The sequence below is a fragment of the Inquilinus sp. YAF38 genome (assembly GCF_052113205.1).
Classification (GTDB): Bacteria; Pseudomonadota; Alphaproteobacteria; order DSM-16000; family Inquilinaceae; genus Inquilinus.
This window is the reverse complement of sequence record NZ_JBFRCU010000064.1, coordinates 1-21150: the sequence shown is the minus strand read 5'-3', so window position 1 is coordinate 21150 and position 21150 is coordinate 1. Positions and strand designations below refer to the sequence as shown.

The window sequence follows — 21150 nt, the reverse complement described above, 5'->3', positions numbered from 1 at the left end:
CGGCCCTGTCGGYGCGGGAGAGGGATCAGCTACCGCATTGGGTGGCGTATTCCTGGTCCGCCGCCTGGATCCGCTGGTCGGCCCGCTGGAGGTCCTGGGCCGTCAGCTGCAACTGCCCCTGGCAGTTGCGATTGATCGTGTTGAGGCGCTTGGCCTCGGCGATCAGGGTAGAGCCGGTCCGGCACTGTTCCGTCATCGGCGCGCTGGCCTGGTTGCTCAGAAGCTGTTGTGCCGTGCGGACTTTCTCCGCCTGCACTTGGGCGTCCGACCGGCAGTCGGCAAAAGCTGGGGCGGCGGCGAGAACTGCCGCGGCGGCGAGTAGGACGAGTTTCACTGGACTTCCCCTATAGGCTGGCAGGGTCGCCTTCCGCCGCGCTTCGGCGGAGGACAATGAGGCAATGGCAATGCCCCGGCGATTGTTCCGCTGGCGCCGCGACGAAGGCAGAACCGCCAGAGGACGATCAACTGCACAAGGATTCATCAACTCAGACAAATGCCGATTTGTATATCTTGCGGATCATGCTGGCGGATTGGCACACCTTAAATCGCTTATCAATTGATAGCCCGGGGCCGCTGATCTGAGGCATCGCAGCGAAGTACGACAACCGAGGCGGGAGTTTATTGCGCCGAAGGCTTGGAAGATGAGATTTTTTAAGGGAACAGTCCGGCCACCTATCGGTTTCGTTGGGTATCCAGTCGCAACACGGACGCTCCCCGATGCCGGCCATCTCAGCCGCAACCGAGCGACAGTTCCTCGCGACCGTCGCTCCCTGCATTCCGGACCTCCGGCGCTATGCCGTGAGCCTGACCCGCAACCGGGCGGATGCCGACGACCTGATCCAGGAGACCCTGCTGCGGGCCGCCCTGAAGCTTCATCTCTGGCGGCCCGGCAGCAACATCGTGGCCTGGCTCATCGTCATGATGCGCCGCCTCCACCTCTCGAAATTCGTCGCGGGCAAGCGCAACCAGACCGAGATGGTGCCGATTGAGGGCTGGGACCTGCCCGCCCCAGCCAACCAGACCGAGACGATCGAGGTGCGCGAAGTGGAGGAACGCTGGCCCTCCCTGTCGCGCAGCCATCGCGAGGTGCTGCACCTCGTGGCGATCAACGGCGCCTCCTACGAAGAGGCGGCCGAACGGCTGCATGTTCCGATCGGCACCATCCGGTCTCGTCTCGCGCGGGCCCGAAACGCCCTGCGCGGCGAGGACCGGGCGGTTCACTAAGGCCGATTGATCACAACACCTCGACCGGCAGGGTGAAGATATAGCCGACGCCGCGCTCGGTCCGGATGATCTTCGGGGCGTTGGGGTCGGCCTCCAGCTTGCGGCGCAGCCGCAGCACCTGCACGTCGACGGTGCGGTCGAACACATCCTCCCGGATCCGCGTCGCCTGCAGCAGTTGCTCGCGCGAGAGTGGTCGCTGCGGCGCCGCGACGAAGGCGACAAGCAGGGCATATTCAGCCTTTGACAGCGGCACCTCGGCCCCCTGGGCGTCGGTCAGCCGCCGCAGGCGGCGGTCGAGCTGCCAGCCGCCGAAGCGGCAGCGGCCACGCTCGGGGGTTCGTTGCGGCGCCGCCCGCGCGAGGTCCCGCCCGCGCAAGATCGCCCGGATTCGCGCCAGCAGCTCCCGCAGACCGAATGGCTTGCTCAGATAATCATCGGCGCCGAGCTCCAGCCCGATGACGCAATCGACCTCCTCCTGACCGCGACCAATGCCGATGATCACCGGGATGGCGGAGTGCGTCCGCACCTCGCGCAGCAATTCGAGCCCGGCACCCTCGCCGAGCTGCAGGTCCAGGATCACCACATCCAGTTCGCCCCGGGCGATGTGGCGGGCCATCTCCTGGCGCCCCGCAGCCGCGACCGCGCGCACGCCGTGGTTTTCAAGGTAATCGACGATCGTTTCTCGCATCGCCGGGTCGTCGTCGGCGACCAGGACGCGGATCGCCCGGTTGCTGTTCGCGGTGTCGAGGTCCAGCCGCGTCGGCGTGCTGGACTCGGTCTGCGACCAGGAAGTGACGAGGTATTCGGCCGGGGACATCCGATGTTGAAGCAAGGCTTCTGACTCCAGTTTCCGGCAGCGGTGGGTCCCGCCGCCTGTGCTGTGCCCGGACCATCGCACCCGAGCGGCAAAGCCGGAGGTGACCTGGGTCACGCCTGAAATCTGGCATCGTCATCCCGTTGGCCGGGCCCGTCATGCCGAGCTGGTGATCTCGCCCAGCTGCGGCGTCGAGAGATGCAGCACCTGGTACCGCTCTCCGTCCGCCGCCGGCGCCGTGGTCCACAGGGTGAAGCGCACCAGCTCCCACGACTGCGGATCGACTGCCAGGGCCGCGGTGTGCACGCCGGGCAGACGGGCGCGCCGGCCCAGATCCGCGACCGCCTCGGCGACGAGGCCGGCAGGATCGGCATCTTCCGGCAGCGGCTCAGCGTGGCGGGTAGCACATCGCGAGGTGCCACTCCGGTCCGGTCCTGCCAGGCAGGCGATTCCGGTCCAGTGCCGCACCGCCGGCCGGCCGAAGGAGTCGACGATGCCGCCGAACCCGCCGCCGCCCCACAGGAAGCGGCCCATCGCCGCGGTCGAGGCCCAGAGGTAGAACGGCGCATACTGGTTGACCGGCGCGCCGTCGACCCCGCGCTCGCGGATCAGATAGGCCTTGAGGCCCAACCCGGGTAAGGCGTCGAGCGCCGGCCCTCGGACCGCCACCCGGCGCCGGATGACCTGCATGTCGTAATCGGCCGGCAGGGTGATCTCGTACTGCATCGCATACATGCAAATCCTCCAGGCCGGTCAGGCCGGCTCCATCCAATGCACCGCCGTTCCGTCCTGCACCGGCTGGATGCTGACATAGGCGAAGACGCTGTCAGCGGCGGCGCCATGCCAGTGCCGCTCGCCGGGCGCGAACCAGGCGCAGTCCCCCGCCCTCACCTCTTCCACTGTTCCGCCGGCGCGCTGGGCCAGGCCGACGCCGTGCAGGACGTAGAGCAACTGCCCCAAGGGATGGCTGTGCCAGCGGGTGCGGATTCCGGGATCGAGGGTGGCGCGCATCGCCGTCATCTCGCCGTCGTGACGCCCCTGCAGCAGCGTCTCGACCCAGAACGGGCCGCTGGCGATGCCGTCTGGGGCGCGGGTGATCGCCGTGCCGGCGCGGCGGATGGTCATCTCGCCGGGATTGCCCGGCGTGGTGTCGGCCATCATCGCGCGCCCCCGCCATCCTGGACCATCGAGGCGACGCCGCCGGCGAAGGACCAATCGTCGAGTTGAGTGGTCGAGATCACCACCATGACGTCTTCGGGCCGTATGCCCGGCACCTCGGCCAGGCATTCGACCAGGCGCCGGTAGAACGCCGCCTTGGTCGCGGCGCTGCGTGGCCGGCCGGCAGTGATCTGGAACAGCACGAAATCGTCGGAGCGCGGGCCACCGAGATAGGTCCGGTCGAACACCAGCTCTCCCGGCTCATGCTGCTGTATGATCTGGAAGCGGTCGTCGGGTGGGACGTCGAAGGCCTCGACCAGCGCGCGGTGCAGGCTGTCGGATAAGGCGCGGAGGTCGTCGGGCGATTTGCCCCTGGCGAGGGAGATGCGGGTAAGCGGCATGGCGATCTTCCATCAGACTTGACGCCCAGCAGATAGCGCCGCAGGTTTGTCCGGAAAATCGGAAAGATCTGAACGGTCAGTTCATAAAATCGGGACGATCCATATGCGCCGGATCACCTTCGACCTCGACGTGCTGCGCAGCTTCGCCACGGGGATGGAGCTCGGCAGCTTCGCCAAGGCGGCCGAGCGGCTCGGCCGCTCGACCTCGGCGGTTAGCGCCCAGCTGCGCAAGCTGGAGGAGCAGGCGGGCAGGCCGATCTTCCGGAAATCCGGGCGCGGCCTGGCCCTGACCGAGGCCGGCGAGACCATGCTGGCCTATGCCCGCCGGCTGCTCACTCTCAACGACGAGGCCGCGGCCGCGGTGCATGGCGCCGATCTCGAGGGTTGGGTGCGGCTCGGCCTGTCCGAGGATTTCGGCGAGGCGCTGCTGCCGGCGGTGCTGGGCCGCTTTGCTCGCGCCCATCCGAAGGTGCGGATCGAGGCGCGGATCGCCCGCAGCTTCGACCTGCTGGACCGGGTCGGTTCCGGCCAGCTCGATCTCGCTTTGGCCTGGGGCGATGGCGGCGCCCTGCCCTATGCCGCGCGGATCGCCGAGCTGCCGATGCGCTGGATCGGGCCGGCTGCGGGCGACCTCGGCTCCAGCTTCGGCCGGCCCGATGAGCCGCTGCCGCTGGCGACGCTGGAGGCGCCATGCCTGCTGCGCACCGCCGCGACCACCGCGCTGGACCACGCCGGCATCCCCTGGCGCCTGGCCTTCGTCAGCCCCAGCCTCGGCGGGTTGTGGGCGGCAGTGGCGGCCGGGCTCGGCGTCACCATCCGCACCGATTTCGGCCTGCCCGCCGGCGTCCGGGTGCTGGATCCGGCCGCGGCGCCGGCGCTGCTGTCGCTGCCCCTGACGCTGCTGCGGGCTGAGGCCGAGCCGGATCCCGTCGCCGCCCGCCTGGCCGCGATCCTGGCGCAGTCGGTCCGCGACTCCCTGCCCGGCATCGCCGCGGCCGCGTGAGGCTCGCCTACCGCTTCAGCGTGCCGTAGGGGTCTTCTTCCGGCTCTTCCTGCGGCTGTGCGGCAGTGCCGGCCGTGCCCGCCCCGGCACCGTCGGATTTGGCGTTCGAAGCGAAATGCGGGATCAGCAGCGTGCTCCAGGCCTCGAAGATCTTGACCGTCTCGGTCCGGCAGCGCCCTGCCCGCGCCTCGGGCAGCAGCCCGTCCTGCACGATCTGCGCATAGCGGTCCGGGTCGCGCCCATACATCATGCACAGCAGGTTGAAATAGCGCTGCTCGCTCAGCGAATGCTCGTCGGCGTAGCGGGCCATGTCGGCGTCCTGGTTGCTGCCGCCGCCGCTGCCATTCACCGAGAACCAGAGCGCGACCAGCTTGAGCGAGGCGATGACCTCGTCGGTCGCCTCGTTGTCCCAGTTGTTCAGCATCATCGTCACGGCCGCCAACTGGTCGACGGCATCCTCCTCGCGCCCGGTCGAGGGCAGGCCGAGGATGTCGATCAGCGCGTGCCCGGTCTCGTGCAGCAGGATGAAGCGGATGTTCTGCTTCACATAGTCGGTCTGGAAATCCGAGCCGCCCCCGGTCTGCTTGGCCAGGGCATGGCCTTCTCGCACCAGGGAATCGACCATCTCGTAGCAGAGGGCGATCATCGATTCCTTGGGCGAGTAGAAGGCGTTCACAGCTCCGCATTCGCCGGCGACGAAGGCCAGCGGCCGCGGCATGTTGAACATGCCGTCCATGGTCCGGATCTCGGGGATCTGGCGGATCAGGTCCGTGTCCTGCACGAACTGGTACGCCCGCTGCATCTCCTGGCTCTTCGGCTCCTGGTACTCGTAGCTGAAGGGCGTGCCGCCCTTCGGGTTGCCCGCGGCGCTGGTCCGCTGCGGGGGCGGTTCCGTACCGCCCGAGGTGCCGCCTCCGCCCTGCCCGGCCCCGCCGGCCTGCTCCTTGGCGTCCAGCAGCGCCTGCAGGGTCGGATAGCTCGGATCCTCCTGCGGCGTGTCGTAGCCGAACGGGTAGAAGCTGTTCGACACCATGACCGAGACCGGACCCATCTCCTTGTCGTGGGCGGCATCCCAGATCAGGTCGTAGCCGCGGATCTCGCCCCCGCGCTGCTCGTAGCGGGCGTAGAACTTGCCCGATCCGCGGTTGCCGCTGAGGATGAACAGGGTGTCACGCCGGAACTCGTAGGTGACCGTGGACTTCTGGTCGCCGGCCAACGCGTCGTACAGGGCGTCGATCTGGCCGGGCTTGATGTCGGTCATCCGGACGGTCATCAGGGAGACGTTGCCGTCATCGCTGTCCAGCAGCAGCCCGCCCATGTCGGAGTTCTTCTGCTCGGTCAGCAGCTTCGAGGGATAGGACAGGGTGATCCGGCTGCGGGAATCGGCCAGCGGCTGCCAGCCGAACCGATCCCTGGCCGAGAAGGCGGAGCCGGCGAGCCTGAGCGCCTGCTCACCGTCGAGCCGGCCAGTGGGCTGGACGCCGTTCTGCTCCTGCCAAGTCCAGATCGCGTCGCGCGTGCCGCGCGCGAGGACGCCGTCGGCCCAGCCATTGTAGTAGCCGAGCCAGATCAGCCCCTCCTGCAGCAGCTTCTTCTCGGGGACGTTCAGCATGCCGTCGAGATCGGACGCGCCGATGGAGCCGGCCTGCTGCCGCGGCGTTTGGGCCAGGCCGGAGGACGCCGCCCCCAGCAGGCCGCAGACGATCAAGGCCGCAACGACCGCCGCCCTCACGCGACGAGAGCCGCGTTCCGATTCCCTTCCCACCATCTTTCCCCTCCAAACCCTCTCACGGCCTGATATTGGACGAATTTGTTGAGAATCAGGCCGAGACCACACGCAATTGAGAACCGAGCGGAGAAGGTCTGAAAAGCCCCTGCCTAGGAAGATCAGTATCCAGCGGGACGCCGATCTCAGGCCAGCGACTGCAGGTCGCCGCAGATGCTGATCGCCTGGCCGGAGATGGTACGGCCGCGGGGCGAGGCCAGCAGCAGGATCTGGTCGGCCAGTTGGCGCGGCTGGATCATCTCCCGGATCGAGGCTTGCGCCAGGGACTGTTCCTGCAGCGCCTCGGCCGTGACGCCACGCTGCTCCGCCTTGGCGGCGAAGACGCGGCGGATGCGGTCGCCCTCGACGATGCCGGGCTGGATCGCGTTGACCCGGATGCCGAGGGGCCCGAGCTCGATCGACAGCGACTTGGTGAAGCCGACCACCGCCCATTTCGAGGCGGCATAGGGCGTGCGCAGCGGGAAGCCCAGCCGCCCGGCCGAGGAGGACAGGTTGACGATGCTGGCGTTGCCGCTCTTCGCCAGATGCGGCACGGCCAGGCGGGTGCAGTTGAACTGGCCGGTGATGTTGACCGCCAGCGTCCGGTCCCACTCCGCCGGATCGATTTCGTCGACCCGGCCGGTCGGGCCGGCGATGCCGACATTGTTGACCAGGCAGTCGAGCCCGCCCAGCGCCGCCAGCGCCTCGTCGAACAGCCGGGCCACGGCCGTCCGGTCGGACATGTCGGCCGGGGTCGCGCTGATCGCCGGGCTTTCCGCCATCAGCGATTCGAGCGCTGCCTGGTCGACGTCGCAAACATGCACCCGCGCGCCCTCCTCCACGAAGGCGCGGACGATCTCCCGCCCGATGCCGGACGCGCCGGCGGTGACCAGGACTCGCAGTCCCTTGATGCCGAGATCCATGGCGTTCTCCTCCTTGCTCGTTGCCGGCAACCCTATCCCGGCGGGCCATCACAACCAAGCCGGCCTGGGTTGCCGATCGCGGTCTGGACCCAGGCCCCGCTTTGTCGGACCGTTGGCACAACGAGACTGTGGGAGGGAACGAGGCATGCCGACCGTCGCGATCATCGGCACCGGGCTGATCGGCCGGTCCTGGGCGATCGTCTTCGCCGCCGCCGGCTGGCAGGTGCGGCTGGCCGATTCCAGCGCCGCCGCGCTGGAGGCGGCGCCGGGGCTGATCGCCGAAGGGCTGGCGGAGCTCGCCGACCATGGCCTGGTCGAGGACTCGGCCGGCGCCGCGGCGCGGGTCCGGGCCGCCGGGTCCCTGGCCGAGGCGGTGGCTGAGGCCCAACTGGTCCAGGAGAACTTGCCCGAGGAGGCTGAGATCAAGCGCGCGGTCTTCGCAGAGCTGGACCGGCTGGCGCCGCGCGACGCGATCCTCGCCTCCTCCACCTCGGCCATCGTCGCCTCGCGCTTCACCGAGGGCCTCGCTGGCCGCGACCGCTGCCTGGTGGCCCATCCGGTCAACCCGCCGCATCTGGTGCCGGTGGTCGAGCTGTGCGGCGCGCCCTGGACCGCCCCGGAGACGATCGATCGGGCGCGCCAAATCTACAGCGCCATCGGGCAGGAGCCGGTCACGATCCACCGCGAGGTCGACGGCTTCGTGCTGAACCGGCTGCAGGGCGCCCTGCTGGCCGAGGCCTTCCGGCTGGTTGGCGACGGCGTGATCAGCCCGCAGGACCTGGACAAGACCGTGAAAGACGGGCTCGGCCTGCGCTGGTCCTTCCTCGGCCCCTTCGGCACCATCGAGCTGAATGCGCCGGGCGGCATCCCCGACTATTGCGACCGCTACACCGGCTTCTACCGCCGCCTCGCCGCCGATCCTGCCAAGCCGGAGGTGTGGGATGGCCCCACCGTCGCCCGGCTGCTGGCCGGCTGGGGCGAGACCCCGGATGCCGATCGGCTCGCTGCCCGCAGCGCCTGGCGCGACCGCCGCCTGGCGGCGCTGAAGGCCCACAAGACTGCGCAGCCCGAAGACCCGACCGTTTCCTGAGCCGGAGGACAGACCAGATGGCCAAGAGCCGCAAGATCGTCATCACCTGCGCCGTCACCGGGGCGATCCATACCCCGTCGATGTCACCCCACCTGCCGGTGACCGCGGCCGAGATCGCCGAGGCGGCGATCGGCGCCGCCGAAGCCGGGGCCGCCATCGTCCATCTGCATGCCCGCGACCCGGAGAGCGGCAAGCCCGACCAGACGCCGCAGGCCTTCGAGCCCTTCCTCAAGGTGATCAAGCAGCGCTCGAACTGCGTGGTGAACCTGACCACCGGCGGCGCCCCCTGGATGCGCGTCGAGGAGCGCATCCTGCCGGCCCAGACCTTCAAGCCGGAGGTGGCGTCGCTGAATATGGGGTCGATGAACTTCGGCCTTTTCCCGATGCTCAACCGGTTCAAGGAGTTCAAGCATTCCTGGGAGCCGGAGGCGCTGGAGGCGTCGCGCGACCTGGTGTTCCGCAACAGCTTCAAGGATATCGAGTTCGTGCTGCGGACCCTGAGCGACGACGGCATCCGCTTCGAGTTCGAATGCTATGACACCTCGCATCTCTACAACCTGCACCATTTCCTGGAGCGCGGCCTGGTCAAGCCGCCGCTGTTCGTTCAGACCGTGTTCGGCATCCTCGGCGGCATCGGCCCGCATCCGGAGGATGTGGCGCATATGAAGCGCACCGCCGACCGGCTGTTCGGCGACCAGTACGAATGGTCGGTGCTCGGCGCCGGGCGCAGCCAGCTGCCGATCGCGGCGATGGCGGCGGCGATGGGCGGCAATGTCCGGGTCGGGCTCGAGGATTCGCTCTGGGCCGGTCCCGGCAAGCTGGCGGAATCGAACGCCCAGCAGGTCCGTCTCGCCCGCCAGATCATCGAGGGGCTGGGATTGGAGATCGCTTCGCCGGACGAAGCCCGCGAGATGCTGGCGCTAAAGGGCGGCGACCGCGTGGCTTTCTGACACGATCGGACGACACAGGCCCCGGGCTGTTACGGCAGTCACAGCCCGGGCCGGCGGCTCGTGCTTCCATGTGGGTATGGACACGGCCCTGCACCTCACCAATCCGAACCCCGACCGGGCCGCACCGCCGCGAGCCGAAGCGGGACGGTCATTGCTGTGGCCGGAATCCCACGTCACGCCACAATGTGGCAGCCCCGCCTTCGTTTCGCCGGCTTCATCCGATATTGGTAGAGGATCAGCCCGAGCTCCGTGTTACACTTTTAGTGCAGAGCTAGTCTTCAATCGGAGATCATCATCAATCTCTCAATGTAATGGTTATTTTGTTTCTGATATGCAGATCATTAGAAGCGGCATGATTGTCGATTTGAAGGGGCGGGGGGCGATTTCTTCTGCCGCTTCGGGACGTCGTGAGGCTGGACGATCTTCGGCCGATCTCCGGGAGATGTCCCGCCGAGTCTGCCGCTTTCCCGCCGACATTCGTGCGAAACGCGTGTCGTGATGGGCGCGCAACCCCGCACAAAACCTGGTGCTTCAATTCGGTGCACGACCGATATCGCGTCTATGCGTATGATCGAGGCAAGCATCCCGAAAGGGGGCGCAAGAAGCGTTAGGGAACGGACAGGTTCAATGGCACAGGCGCCCGAGGCGTCGCAGATGGCTGGTGGTCAAGGCCCTTCGATCGTCAGTCAGACACTGCTCTTTCAGCTTCTGACCCTGTTCCGGACGCTGCGGGCATCGCCCGACTGGAAGCGCATCCTGGTTCTCATTGCCGGCGTCGTCGTCGTCATCGCCCTGACCGCGGGGGCGCAGATCCGGCTGAACGCCTGGAACCAGCCCTTCTATGACGCGCTGGCGCAGAAGAGCCTGAGCGGCTTCCTGCACCAGCTGGTGGTCTTCGTTTTCATCGCCGGCGTGCTGCTGACGCTGAACGTTGCCCAGGTCTGGATCAACCAGACGCTCAAGGTGCGGCTGCGGGCCGGGCTGACCCGCGACCTGTTCGGCGAGTGGCTGAAGCCGAAGCGCGCCTTCCGCCTGGCCGGAGCCGGTGAGATCGGCGAGAACCCGGACCAGCGCATCCATGAGGATGCGCGCCACCTGACCGAGCTGTCGACCGATCTCGGCATCGGCCTGTTGCAGTCGACCCTGCTGCTGATCAGCTTCGTCGGCGTGCTGTGGATTCTGTCCCAGGGCATCGCCCTCAAGATCGACGGCATGCCGATCTCGATCCCCGGCTACATGGTGTGGTGCGCCCTGCTCTACGCCGCAGCCGCCTCCTGGGTCAGCTTTCGCGTCGGCCGGCCGCTGATCAACATCAATGCCGAACGCTATGCCCGCGAAGCCGATCTGCGCGCGGCATTGGTCCGGGTCAACGAGCATGTCGACGGCATCACTCTCGACAGCGGCGAGGCGGACGAGCGCCGGCGCCTGGACGGCGACCTCGACCGGATCATCGTGGTGATGCTGCGCTATGTCCGCGCCGTCACCAACCTGACCTGGGTCACCGCCGGCTATGGCTGGTTCACCATCGTCGCCCCGATCCTGGTTGCCTCGCCCGGCTATTTCGGCGGCGACCTGACCTTCGGCGAGCTGATGGTGGCGGTCGGCGCCTTCGTCCAGGTGCAGCAGGCGCTGCGCTGGTTCGTCGACAATTTCAGCAACCTGGCCGACTGGCGGGCGACGCTGCTGCGGGTGATGAGCTTCCGCGAGACGCTGGTGACGCTGGAGACCATGAACGGCGAGCCGCGCAAGATCGAGATCGCCGAGGGCGCCGGCGACACGCTGGGCTTCGAGAAGCTGGGCGTGCTGTCGGCCGGCGGCATGGCGGTGCTGGACGACGAGCAGGTCGAGATCAAGCCGGGCGAGCACGTGCTGATCGTCGGCCGGACCGGCGGCGGCAAGAGCACGCTGTTCCGCGCCTTCGCCGGGCTGTGGCCCTGGGGCACCGGCCGCATCCTGATGCCGCCTCAGGCCCGCACCATGTTCCTGCCGCAGCGGCCCTATTTGCCGCCCGGCCCGCTGCGCGACGCCCTAACCTATCCGATGGACGCGTCCAGCTTCACCGACGACGAGATCTGCGCCGCGCTGAACCGCACCGAGATGGGGCACCACGAGGTCTCGCTCGACCAGGTCAAGAACTGGGACAAGGAGCTGACCAGCGATGAGCTGCAGACCCTGACCTTCGCCCGGCTGCTGCTGCATAAGCCGCAATGGGTGTTCATCGACGAGATGGTCGACGCGCTGGACGAGGAGCGGCGGAAGACGGCGATGTCGATCTTCGAGCGCGAGCTGCCGGAGACGGCGGTGATCACCATCGCCCGGCGCGAGGTCAAGAACGGCTTCTACACCCGCGTCCTGCGACTGCACCTGACTGACGAGGTCACGGGCGAGCGCCGGATCCCGATCGGCAGGCCGCCGCGGCGGGCCATCCCCTCCTCCGCCGGCTTCGCCCCCCTGCTCCACCACCGAGACCCGATGGAATGACCAAACGACCGGCACCGGCCCGCCGCGCTTCCAAGAAGGGCGCCGCGGCGCTGTCGGACGACGCCCTGCTCGACCTCGTGCAGCGTCAGACCTTCCGCTTCTTCTGGGAGGCGGCTCATCCGGTCAGCGGCATGATCCCCGACCGCACCGACCGCGCCGGCAAGGCGCCGAACGACTGGGTGACGACCGGCGGTTCCGGCTTCGGCATCATGGCCATCATCGTCGCGGCCGAGCGCGGCTGGATCGATCGTGCCGCCGCGGTCGAGCGGCTGATGACGATCGTCCGCCACCTCGAGCACACCACATCGCATCACGGCGTGTTCCCGCATTTCCTCGACGGCCGCACGGGTGCCACCGTCTCGTTCAGCCGCAAAGACGATGGCGGCGACCTGGTCGAGACCGCCTTCCTGTTTCAGGGGCTGCTGACCGCCCGCCGCTATTTCGACCGCGATGCCGCCGACGAGACCGAGCTGCGCAACCATATCGCCTGGCTGTGGAACGAGACCGAGTGGAGCTGGTACACGCGCGGCGGTCTGAACGTGCTGTTCTGGCACTGGGGCGCCAACAACGGCTGGGGCCTGGGCCATGAGATCCGCGGCTGGAACGAGTGCCTGATCACCTATGTCATGGCCGCCGCCTCGCCGCGCTACGCCATCGATGCCGAGGTCTATCACCGCGGCTGGGCCGTCGGCCGGTACTTCCTGAGCCAGCGCGGCTACTACGACATCGAGCTGCCGCTAGGCATGCCCTATGGCGGGCCGCTGTTCTTCAGCCACTACTCCTTTCTCGGCCTCGACCCGCGCGGGCTGAAGGATCAGTACGCCGACTACTGGGAGCAGAACCGCCGGCACACGCTGATCAACCACGAGCATTGCGTCCGCAACCCGAACGGCTTCAAGGGCTACGGGCCGGATTGCTGGGGCCTGACGGCCAGCGACACCCCGGGCGGCTATTCGGCGCATGCGCCGGACAACGACCTCGGCGTCATCTCCCCGACCGCGGCGCTCTCGGCGATGCCCTACACACCCGAGCAGTCGATGCGGGCGCTGCGGCACTTCTATGACAAGCTCGGAGACCGGATCTGGGACAAATACGGCTTCGTCGACGCCTTCTCCGAACAGGCCGACTGGGTGGCCGACACCTATCTGGCGATCGACCAGGGCCCGATCGTGGTGATGATCGAGAACCACCGCACCGGGCTGCTGTGGAAGCTGTTCATGAGCGACCCGGACGTGCAGCGCGGCCTGCGCACCCTCGGATTCGAGAGCCCGCATCTGGGCAAGCGCTAGCCGAGGCAAACATCAAGGCTCTACGCTCACCATCGTCATGGCGAGCCCCGAAGGGGCGTGGCCATCCAGAGATCGATCCTCTGGATCGCCACGTCGCTCCGCTCCTCGCGATGACGGTTTTAGAAGCCGGAGTGAACGACTACCGATGACATCCGATGGAAAGGGCGAAGCTTCATTGGTTGGCTGGCTTGATCGGCAATACGCTGTCGCCGCCCGCAACCTGACGCTCGGCGTCTCCGCCACCCATCTGGTGAAGGAGCGCCCACCCTTCCGCCAGCGCATAGTGCCGCGGCTGGGATCGGTCGTGGCCTCGGCGGTGATGGGCGCCTACGACCCCGACCCGGACTATTTCTTCCACTGGTTTCGGGATTCGGCGCTGGTGATGGACGCGCTGCGGATCCTGGTGGCCGACGGCACCCGGCCTGCCGCGGATGCTGGCCATCTCCGGGATTACATCCGCTTCAGCCTCGGCTTGCGCGGGCTGACCGGCGCCGCGGTGCTGGCCCGCGGCGATCCAAAGCAGGGCGTCGACCCGGATTTCGTGCAGCATGTCCGCTCCGAGGCCGATCTGCGCGGCGTCGCCGGCGACCGGATCTGGGGCGAGGTCCGGGTCAATCCGGACGGCACGCTGGACACGCTGAACTGGTCACGGCCGCAGCATGACGGGTCGGCGCTGCAGGCTCTGACCCTGCTGCGCTGCCTGGAGGCCGGGGTGCTGGAGCCGGACGTCCGGGACGAGGCGGCCGCGCTGCTGCGTATCGACCTCGACTTCGTCCTGGCGCATCACGCCGAGCCCAGCTTCGAGATCTGGGAGGACAGCCTGGGCCACGACTACTACACCGGCGTCGTGCAATGCGCGGCGCTGCGTCGGGGCGCGGAGTGGCTGGAGGCTCGAGGCGACGCCGAGACTGCCAAGCGGTGCCGGGGGGCCTCGGCGGCGCTTGCTGCGGCGGCGGACGGCCATTGGCGGCCCGAGGCCGGTGCCTATGCCAGCCTGCTGCCGGCGGCGTCCGGCGTGCCGGACCGCGACCTCGACATCGCCGTGATCCTCGGCGTGCTCCATGCCGGGCTCTCTTCCGAGCCGCACAGCGTGCTCGACCCGAAGGCTCAGGCGACGCTCGCTGCGCTGGAGGATCTGTTCGCCGGCCTGTTCCCGATCAATGCCGAGCGGCCGGCCCCGGCGCTGGGTCGATATCGTGAGGACCGCTACTACGGCGGCGGCGCTTGGTACATCGCGACCCTGGCGGCGGCGGAGTTCCACTATCGCCTGGCCGCGGCGCTGGCCGGCGGCACGGAGTTCGCTCTGACTGCCGACAACCACCGCTTCGTTGCCCGTGTGTTGGGTGCCGAGCCACCGCAGGCGGATGATCTCGGCAGCCGGCGCTTGGCCGCCGCCTTCATCGCCCGCGGCGACGCCTTCCTGGCCACGGTCCAGGTCTTTACCCCGGCCGACGGTGCCCTCTCCGAACAGTTCGACCGCGCCACCGGCGCCCAGACCTCGGCCAAGCATCTCGGCTGGAGCTATGCCGGCTTTATCACTGCGGTCCAGGCGCGGCGGCAAGCGTCGAGCGGCCTCTGACGAGCAGCACTGCGTTGCCTCTTCCTTTGAGCACAATTTGGCGACAGGTTTGTGTGCGGATCAAGTCTTTGTTTTTGCTGTCTTTGTTTTTGCTGGGGTGGGTTTTTGGTCGCTCAATCGACCGTTTGCGCGCGCTCTGCGCGGCGGCTTTATGGCTGGGTGTGCTGAGGCCACCGTCCGCTGTGCTGACGGATCTGGCGGGATCGGCTCACGGAGGTGCAGCCCCGTCTCGGGATCGAAGCCGATCTCGGAGAGCTGCCAGCCATAAGAGGCTTGGAACCAGCGCGTCCATTGCGGGCCGAACAGGTCGTCGATGCCGCGTTCGACAAACTCCCGGGCCTGGGCCAGGGCCTCGCCGAGCGTTTGCGAGTCGAATTCCAGGGTGGTCGTGACGTCGCGCTTGGGGCTGCCGCCATCGGCGACCACCACGCCCAGGACGTTGGACGCGGCAGCGGAGATGAATACGTCCACAGTGAGGATAAGGGACGGTGTGTCGGGATTGCCGGGCGTCTTGGCCCGGTTTGCCTTGGCGGCAGGCTGGCGACCTTTCGGGGCCGGGGAGTTGGGCTCGCGCCGTTTGAACGGCGGCTCTGGCGGCGCGGCCGGCTGCTCGGCCATGTCGAGGCCGAACAGCGCTGAGAGGTCATCCGCGGCCAGCACCTTGTCGGCGGTCACGTCCGTGATCGAGATCGGCAACGATGCGTCGACCTGGGCGACCAGATCGCCGCCGTCGACGCCACGCAGCTGGAACAGCAGCTCCGGCGCGTGATCGAGCCGGGCGCCGATGCCGTACAGCGCCGCGGCGACGTGCTTGCACATCGACGCATAGTCCGGGCAGGTGCAGGAGAGGCGGATCTCCGTCGGCTTCGGGAACAGCCCGGCATTCTGCCGGCAGAGGCGCTCCATGATGCCCTTGGAGAAGCGGCCCTGTAGCAGCTCGACCAGGCTGTCGATGCCGGTGGAGCAATCGGCGCGGATGGCCTCCCACTTCGCCTTCGGGATCTCGGTGATGGCGATGGCCACGCGGTAGAGTTCCGAGCCGCTGACCAGCGCAGTGACCTTGCCGCGGGCGATCTGCAGGTCGAGCACCGAGCCGTTGCGCACATAGGTGCGACCGCGGGGGAGGCGGCTCTCGAAGTCGTGATAGCTCTCCATGTTGTCACACCAGGCCTTGCCCCAGAAGGTGGTGGCGATCTGGCGACCCTCGATCGTCACCGGCGCGACGGGATGGCCCTTGCGGCGCAGCGTCTCGACCTCGCGGGCGGCCCTGCGGCGCCGCTCGGCGACGGGGACGTAGGGGGCCCAGCCGCCGTGGTCGTCGTATCGCGACATAGGCTCAGTCCTTCATCGCGGCGTCGAGGTCGAGGCGGACCAGCCGCAGGAGGGCGTCGTCGGAAAGTTCGGTCAGGGTGATTTCCCTGGTGTTCGCCAGCAAAGCGTCGGCGAGCCCCTGCTTGGCGTCGATCATGGCGTCGATCTTCTCCTCCACGGTGCCGCGGCACAGGAACTTGTGCACCAGGACGTTCCTGTTCTGACCGATGCGGAAGGCCCGGTCGGTGGCCTGGTTCTCCACCGCCGGGTTCCACCAGCGGTCGAAATGCACGACATGCGACGCCGCCGTCAGGGTCAGCCCGGAGCCTCCGGCCTTCAGCGACAGGACAAAGAACGGCACCGTCTCATCCTCCTGGAAGGTCGCGACCAGATCCTTGCGTTTGCCGACGGCGGTGTCGCCGTGCAGCACGAGCCCGGCGCGGCCGAACACCGAGCCGAGGAAGGCCGCGAGCGGCGCGATGACCTCCTGGAACTGGGTGAAGACCAGCATCTTCTCCTGCCGGACGGCCACCGCTTCAGCAATCTCGCGCAGCCGGGCCAGCTTGCCGCTGTCCGCCTCGTCCCAGGCGTCGTCATGGAGCCACTGCGAGGGGTGGTTGCAGATCTGCTTGAGGCGCATCAGCGTCGCCAGGACGAGACCCCGGCGCTGGATGCCGTCGGCGGCCTCCAGCGTCTCGGCCAGATCCTCTACCGCCTGGCCATAGAGCGCGGCCTGGCGGCGGCTGAGATGGCAATGGGCCTTGACCTCGGTCTTGTCGGGCAGGTCGGCGATGATCGACTTGTCCGTCTTCATGCGCCGCAGGATGTAGGGCCGGACGAGCTCGCGCAGCGGGCCGTAGGGGTTGTGGTCGCGTTCGGCGAGCTTGGCGGCGACCTTGCCGAACTGTTTGGCGGTGCCGAGGAGGCCCGGGTTGATGAAATCGAAGATCGACCAGAGGTCGCCGAGATCGTTCTCGACCGGCGTCCCGGTCAGGGCGATCCGGGCCTGAGCCTTCAGGGCCTTGGCGGCCCGTGTCTGCTTGGCGTTCGGGTTCTTGATCGCCTGGGCCTCGTCGAGGATGACGAGCCGCCAGGCGATATCGACCAGGATCGGCATGCGCAAGAGCGTGCCGTAGCTGGTGATTGCCAGGTCCAGCTCCTGGCTCTGCTCCGGAGAGAACTGCCGCATCTCTTCGGCGGTCATGGCCGAGGGATGCAGGATCCTTGCCGTCAGGCTGGGAGCGAAACGCTCGATCTCGGCCATCCAGTTCGCCAGCAGCGAGGCGGGAGCCACCAGGAGGCAAGGAGGTGCAGCAGCGCCGGCCATCCGGCGCTGCGCCAGGAGAAGGGCCAGCACCTGGATGGTCTTGCCCAGCCCCATGTCGTCGGCCAGGCAGGCGCCGAGGCCGAGCCCGGACAGCAGGTGCAGCCACTGGGCGCCGGCCTTCTGGTACGGCCTGAGGGTGCCGTGCAGCGCAGGGCCTGGATCGATTCCACCGCCGTTCGGAGCGCGCAGCGACTGCAGGGCGGCGGCCAGCCATGGCCCGGCGGTGACGCGCGACCAGTCGGCGGTGATGTCGTCGGGGGTCTCCTCCGCGGGGAGGCCGGCCAGCATCCGCATCGCCATGGCGAAGGTCAGGCCGTCGCGCCGAGCCAGCGCCTCCGCCGCCTGGAAGCGGTCCAGCGTGCGGGTAAGCCGCTCGCGGTCGACCTCGACCCACTGGCCGCGCAGCAGCACGAGGCTTTCGGTGCCGGCGAGCAGGGCGGCGATCTCCTGGTCGCTCAGCGTCTCGCCGCCGAGGGTCATCTCGACCGTGAAGTCCAGGAGGCCGTCCAAGCCGAGCACGGAAGGAGCGTTGCTGCCGACGACGGCGGCAACCTGTGGCCGCGATGGGCGTCCGGCGCGCCAGGTGGCCGGCATGCGCACCACCACCCCGGCTCGTTCCAGGTCGGTGGCGCTGGTGAGGAGGCGCGCGGCGTCGCCCGGTGTCCAGCGCAGGGGATGGAAGATCTCCCCCCTGTCGATCATCGGCTTGAGCCAGGAGCAGGTCTCGGCGGCCCGTTGCACCGGCAGCAGCAGTGACAGCAGCTTGGCCCGGTTGGCGGCGCCGGCGTATTCGCGCAGGGCCTGGCCGAGCGGCAGGTGCTGCGCCCTGGCCTGCGCCGACAGGTGGGTGGTGTAGGTGGCCATGAAGGCGAAGGGGTTGTCCGCATCGCTGCGGTTCTCCGCCAGGTTGAAATGCACGCGGCCGACCAGGTTCCAGGCCGGGTTGAGCGCCTTCAGGAAGCTCTGCAAGTCGGTGCCGGCGGCAGCGAGGCAGGCAGCCGTCGCCTGGGCGATCTCGGCCCAGAGCGACCGCAGCACCTCCGGCGTGAGGTATTCGGCGCCGATCATCATCGGGGCTGTCAGCACCAGAGTGCCGAGGTCCGCCTCGTCCGGCGCCGGAACGTCGAGGACTGCTGAGACCGAGGCCTCTTCCGTCGCGCCTCCGGCGTGCAGGCAGAGTGCCGTCACATAGCGGGCTGCGAAGGCGCGCCACCACGCGAGGATTGGTGGCAGGGGCTGGCCGACCTCGCCCGCGCCGAGGCGCAGCAAGCCATGTCCGGCGCCCTGGGCGAACGCTTCGCCCAGGCGCGCCGCCATGGAGGACGCGCCGGCGATCTCGGCTGCGTCAGCGCCTTCCGCGATGAGATGGCCGTGTGGGGTCAGGCGAAGGCTGATCGGCACTGCCCGACCGTCGGACGGATGGCCGGTCACGCTGCCATCCGCGGCTCGAAGTCCATGCGGCGGCTGAGGTCCGGGTCGAATCGGCCATAGGGGTTGATGTGGACGTAGATCAGCGGCGTCAGCCCGCGCCAGTCCTCCGGCGTCAGCCGCGCTTCCCAACCGGGCTCAGACAGGATCCGCTGCAGCATCAGCGTGCTCACATAGACCAAGCAGTTCCGCAGCGGGTGCAGCGCCAGCACGGCCATCTCCTGGTCTTCCATGCGGTTGGAGGCGATCTCGCCGCCCTTGCCGAGAAGATGAAGCCGTTGGCGCTGTTCCAGCTTTCCACCACGTTCAGCCCGTCGTGGATCTCACGGCGGAACGCCTCGTCCGCCGCGCGACAGAGCTTCGGCACCCAAATCCCGATTCACCGCGTGCTCCCGATCTCACCGCCTCGGGCCACCTCATCCCAGATCGGTCGGCAGCGTGGCCGGAATCCCAGCGACGTTCGCATTACCCTACCCCGCCGCCTTTGCGGTCGAGGAGGCGCGCCACAGGTCGATGCCGCCGTCGAGGGCGTGCCGGTCGATCTCCGCCAGCTCCTCGGCGGTCAGCGGCGCGCCCTTCAGCGCGTCGAGGCTGTCGTCGAGCTGGGCCACCGAGCGGGCGCCGATCAGGGCCGAGGTGACGCGCGGGTCGCGCAGCACCCAGGTCAGCGCCATCTGCGCCAGGGTCTGGCCGCGGCGCCGGGCGATGCCGTCGAGCTCGCGGATGCGGGCAATGTTGCCCTCCGACAGCAGCCTCGACTGCAGCGACCGGCCGCGCTTGGCCCGCGAATCCTCGGGCACGCCGTCGAGGTACTTCGAGGTCAGCATGCCCTGCGCCAGCGGCGAGAACGCGATGCAGCCGATGCCGAGCTCCTCCAGCGTGTCGAGCAGCCCGTCCTCGACCCAGCGGTTGAGCATCGAATAGGAGGGCTGGTGGATCAGGCAGGGCGTGCCGAGATCCTTGAGGATCGCTGCGGCCTGGCGCGTCGCCTCCGGCGAGTAGGAGGAGATCCCGACATACAGCGCCTTGCCCTGGCGCACGACGTGGTCGAGCGCGCCCATCGTCTCCTCCAGCGGCGTCTCGGGGTCGAGCCGGTGCGAGTAGAAGATGTCGACATAGTCGAGCCCCATGCGCTTGAGGCTCTGGTCCAGGCTGGCGACCAGGTATTTGCGCGAGCCGAAATTGCCGTAGGGCCCCGGCCACATGTCGTAGCCGGCCTTGGTCGAGATCAGCAGCTCGTCGCGATAGGGCCGGAAGTCGGCGGCGAAGATGCGGCCGAAATTCTCCTCGGCCGAGCCGTAGGGCGGGCCGTAATTGTTGGCCAAGTCGAAATGGGTGACGCCGCGGTCGAAGGCGCGGCGCAGCACGGCGCGTCCGGTCTCGACATGATCGACCCCGCCGAAATTCTGCCACAGGCCGAGCGAGATCTCCGGCAGCTGCAGCCCGCTGCGGCCGGAGCGGCGGAATCGGGCGGTCTCGTAGCGCGCCGTATCGGCGACCCAGGGCGTCTGCATGGCTGTTTCCGTCCTACCTATCGTGGTCTTGGCGTCAGGCGACCGGCTGGGCGCATTGCCCGGTGCCGACGATCGCGGTCTTCGCTGCGCCGGCGTCCTGTGGCGCGCCGTCCTGCAGGTAGAAGACCTCGTTGTTCTGGTTGAAGGCGCGCAACTCGCGCCCGTCCGCATCCGCGATCGTGCCGGTGTGGTTGATCGGGTGCTGGCGGCGGCCGCCCTCCGGCGTCTGGACGACCAGGAAGCCGCAGAGTTCGTAGCGCACCGTCCGCCCGGCCGGCACCTTGACCTGCAGCTCGGCGACCGGGTCGTCCTTGGTGACGTGGAGGACGCCGATGGTGCGGCCGTCGATGCCGACCGCGATCAGCTCCTCGACCTGGTCGGGGCCGAGTTCGTCGGTGATGCGGAAGCGGTGGTCCTTCGGGCCGGCCCCTGCCGGGACCGTGGCGAACAGGCCGATCAGCAGCGCCAGGCCCGCGGCGCGCCAGAGTCGCAAGCTGCGTGTCGATGGCTTCACGTCCCCGCCCCTCCGTCGTAAGGCAGCGACCCTAGCGCGAGGATGGACGACATACCAGCTTGCACGATGGCCCCCGGATCGGTTAGGCCAGCGCTTCCGTGGATGCGGTGCGGCCTCGGGCCGTGCCCATGGCATCCTCTCGAAAACCCAGTGTAGGGCCAGTTATGCGTTCTTTTGACGGACAGCGGTCCGACGGCGCCCCGATTCGCCGCAACCGCGAGGAAAAGCAGAAGCAGTTGCAGGAGTTGGAGCAGAAGCGCGTCCATCTCGGCAATCACACCTCGAAGACGCTGCGGGACGCCATGGACCGCAAGATCGCCGAGCTGAAGACCGAGTTGGCGCTGGCCGACCGCGCCGCCGCGAACCAGGCCGCCAATCC

General features: G+C 68.3%; 18 protein-coding genes and 2 pseudogenes. 8 read left to right on the top strand and 12 right to left on the bottom strand.

All coding sequences use genetic code 11. The annotated features are described in order from the left end of the window. Positions 1-25: 25 nt before the first annotated feature. On the bottom strand, positions 26-334 hold the full coding sequence (locus AB4Z01_RS24605) for a hypothetical protein (protein WP_441698486.1): 309 nt from the start codon (positions 332-334) through the stop codon (positions 26-28). Positions 335-717: 383 nt separating this feature from the next. Here AB4Z01_RS24605 and AB4Z01_RS24600 point away from each other — a divergent pair, with 383 nt between their 5' ends. Then, on the top strand, positions 718-1224 hold the full coding sequence (locus AB4Z01_RS24600) for an RNA polymerase sigma factor (protein WP_441698484.1): 507 nt from the start codon (positions 718-720) through the stop codon (positions 1222-1224). 10 nt (positions 1225-1234) lie between these two features. On the opposite strand, the gene AB4Z01_RS24595 is transcribed toward AB4Z01_RS24600, so the two are convergent. The 4 genes from AB4Z01_RS24595 to AB4Z01_RS24580 are packed head-to-tail and all read right to left on the bottom strand — an operon-like array spanning position 1235 to position 3597. Then, positions 1235-2155 (bottom strand): response regulator, encoded by a 921-nt coding sequence (locus AB4Z01_RS24595; RefSeq protein WP_441698482.1) that lies wholly within the window; start codon positions 2153-2155, stop codon positions 1235-1237. A gap of 39 nt (positions 2156-2194) precedes the next feature. Further along, entirely contained in the window at positions 2195-2773 is a 579-nt protein-coding gene (locus AB4Z01_RS24590) for a DUF4865 family protein (RefSeq protein ID WP_441698480.1), read from the bottom strand. Positions 2774-2791: 18 nt separating this feature from the next. Beyond that, entirely contained in the window at positions 2792-3199 is a 408-nt protein-coding gene (locus tag AB4Z01_RS24585; protein WP_441698478.1) for a cupin domain-containing protein, read from the bottom strand. Then, a complete protein-coding gene (locus tag AB4Z01_RS24580; RefSeq protein WP_441698476.1) occupies positions 3196-3597 on the bottom strand; it encodes a tautomerase family protein in 402 nt (133 codons plus the stop codon). Before AB4Z01_RS24580 ends, AB4Z01_RS24585 begins: the two co-directional genes overlap by 4 nt. A 103-nt stretch (positions 3598-3700) precedes the next feature. On the opposite strand from AB4Z01_RS24580, the gene AB4Z01_RS24575 reads away from it, so the two are divergent. Further along, the gene (locus AB4Z01_RS24575; protein WP_441698474.1) at positions 3701-4600 is read left to right on the top strand and encodes a LysR substrate-binding domain-containing protein; all 900 of its coding nucleotides are present in this window, start codon (positions 3701-3703) and stop codon (positions 4598-4600) included. Positions 4601-4607: 7 nt separating this feature from the next. Here AB4Z01_RS24575 and AB4Z01_RS24570 read toward each other — a convergent pair whose 3' ends face one another. Beyond that, complete coding sequence (locus AB4Z01_RS24570) at positions 4608-6332, bottom strand: DUF4344 domain-containing metallopeptidase (RefSeq protein ID WP_441698472.1); 1725 nt, start codon at positions 6330-6332, stop codon at positions 4608-4610. A 179-nt stretch (positions 6333-6511) separates the two neighbouring features. After that, entirely contained in the window at positions 6512-7288 is a 777-nt protein-coding gene (locus tag AB4Z01_RS24565; RefSeq protein ID WP_441698470.1) for an SDR family oxidoreductase, read from the bottom strand. Positions 7289-7433: 145 nt separating this feature from the next. On the opposite strand from AB4Z01_RS24565, the gene AB4Z01_RS24560 reads away from it, so the two are divergent. The 5 genes from AB4Z01_RS24560 (at position 7434) to AB4Z01_RS24540 (ending at position 14677) form a co-directional block, all read left to right on the top strand. Further along, entirely contained in the window at positions 7434-8378 is a 945-nt protein-coding gene (locus tag AB4Z01_RS24560) for a 3-hydroxyacyl-CoA dehydrogenase (protein ID WP_441698468.1), read from the top strand. 17 nt (positions 8379-8395) lie between these two features. Then, positions 8396-9328, top strand: a complete 933-nt coding sequence (locus AB4Z01_RS24555) for a 3-keto-5-aminohexanoate cleavage protein (protein ID WP_441698466.1) — start codon at positions 8396-8398, stop codon at positions 9326-9328. Between the two features lie 627 nt (positions 9329-9955). Continuing rightward, entirely contained in the window at positions 9956-11809 is a 1854-nt protein-coding gene (locus AB4Z01_RS24550; protein ID WP_441698464.1) for an ABC transporter ATP-binding protein/permease, read from the top strand. After that, entirely contained in the window at positions 11806-13098 is a 1293-nt protein-coding gene (locus AB4Z01_RS24545) for a glucoamylase family protein (protein ID WP_441698462.1), read from the top strand. Before AB4Z01_RS24550 ends, AB4Z01_RS24545 begins: the two co-directional genes overlap by 4 nt. Positions 13099-13243: 145 nt before the next feature. Further along, on the top strand, positions 13244-14677 hold the full coding sequence (locus AB4Z01_RS24540; protein ID WP_441698460.1) for a glycoside hydrolase family 15 protein: 1434 nt from the start codon (positions 13244-13246) through the stop codon (positions 14675-14677). A gap of 60 nt (positions 14678-14737) precedes the next feature. Here the strand turns inward: AB4Z01_RS24540 and AB4Z01_RS24535 are convergent, their stop codons facing one another. From AB4Z01_RS24535 to AB4Z01_RS24515, 5 genes and pseudogenes are all read right to left on the bottom strand, one after another. Next, complete coding sequence (locus AB4Z01_RS24535; RefSeq protein WP_441698458.1) at positions 14738-16009, bottom strand: SWIM zinc finger family protein; 1272 nt, start codon at positions 16007-16009, stop codon at positions 14738-14740. A gap of 4 nt (positions 16010-16013) precedes the next feature. Further along, on the bottom strand, positions 16014-18746 hold the full coding sequence (locus AB4Z01_RS24530) for a DEAD/DEAH box helicase (RefSeq protein ID WP_441698456.1): 2733 nt from the start codon (positions 18744-18746) through the stop codon (positions 16014-16016). After that, positions 18743-19044 (bottom strand): annotated as a pseudogene (locus tag AB4Z01_RS24525) (Tn3 family transposase). Before AB4Z01_RS24525 ends, AB4Z01_RS24530 begins: the two are co-directional and overlap by 4 nt. A gap of 169 nt (positions 19045-19213) precedes the next feature. Further along, a complete protein-coding gene (mgrA, locus tag AB4Z01_RS24520; RefSeq protein ID WP_441698454.1) occupies positions 19214-20257 on the bottom strand; it encodes an L-glyceraldehyde 3-phosphate reductase in 1044 nt (347 codons plus the stop codon). Between the two features lie 34 nt (positions 20258-20291). Further along, complete coding sequence (locus AB4Z01_RS24515; RefSeq protein ID WP_441698452.1) at positions 20292-20771, bottom strand: hypothetical protein; 480 nt, start codon at positions 20769-20771, stop codon at positions 20292-20294. A gap of 164 nt (positions 20772-20935) precedes the next feature. On the opposite strand from AB4Z01_RS24515, the pseudogene AB4Z01_RS24510 reads away from it, so the two are divergent. Next, positions 20936-21150 (top strand): annotated as a pseudogene (locus AB4Z01_RS24510) (hypothetical protein); the annotation flags it as partial.

Bases quoted from the DNA above. Each gene is read 5' to 3' on its own strand.
- AB4Z01_RS24535 (WP_441698458.1), bottom strand. From the start codon at position 16,009: ATGTCGCGATACGACGACCACGGCGGCTGGGCCCCCTACGTCCCCGTC.
- AB4Z01_RS24585 (WP_441698478.1), bottom strand. From the start codon at position 3,199: ATGATGGCCGACACCACGCCGGGCAATCCCGGCGAGATGACCATCCGC.
- AB4Z01_RS24565 (WP_441698470.1), bottom strand. From the start codon at position 7,288: ATGGATCTCGGCATCAAGGGACTGCGAGTCCTGGTCACCGCCGGCGCG.
- AB4Z01_RS24575 (WP_441698474.1), top strand. From the start codon at position 3,701: ATGCGCCGGATCACCTTCGACCTCGACGTGCTGCGCAGCTTCGCCACG.
- AB4Z01_RS24600 (WP_441698484.1), top strand. From the start codon at position 718: ATGCCGGCCATCTCAGCCGCAACCGAGCGACAGTTCCTCGCGACCGTC.
- AB4Z01_RS24545 (WP_441698462.1), top strand. From the start codon at position 11,806: ATGACCAAACGACCGGCACCGGCCCGCCGCGCTTCCAAGAAGGGCGCC.
- AB4Z01_RS24555 (WP_441698466.1), top strand. From the start codon at position 8,396: ATGGCCAAGAGCCGCAAGATCGTCATCACCTGCGCCGTCACCGGGGCG.
- AB4Z01_RS24550 (WP_441698464.1), top strand. From the start codon at position 9,956: ATGGCACAGGCGCCCGAGGCGTCGCAGATGGCTGGTGGTCAAGGCCCT.
- AB4Z01_RS24590 (WP_441698480.1), bottom strand. From the start codon at position 2,773: ATGTATGCGATGCAGTACGAGATCACCCTGCCGGCCGATTACGACATG.
- AB4Z01_RS24560 (WP_441698468.1), top strand. From the start codon at position 7,434: ATGCCGACCGTCGCGATCATCGGCACCGGGCTGATCGGCCGGTCCTGG.
- mgrA (WP_441698454.1), bottom strand. From the start codon at position 20,257: ATGCAGACGCCCTGGGTCGCCGATACGGCGCGCTACGAGACCGCCCGA.
- AB4Z01_RS24540 (WP_441698460.1), top strand. From the start codon at position 13,244: ATGACATCCGATGGAAAGGGCGAAGCTTCATTGGTTGGCTGGCTTGAT.
- AB4Z01_RS24580 (WP_441698476.1), bottom strand. From the start codon at position 3,597: ATGCCGCTTACCCGCATCTCCCTCGCCAGGGGCAAATCGCCCGACGAC.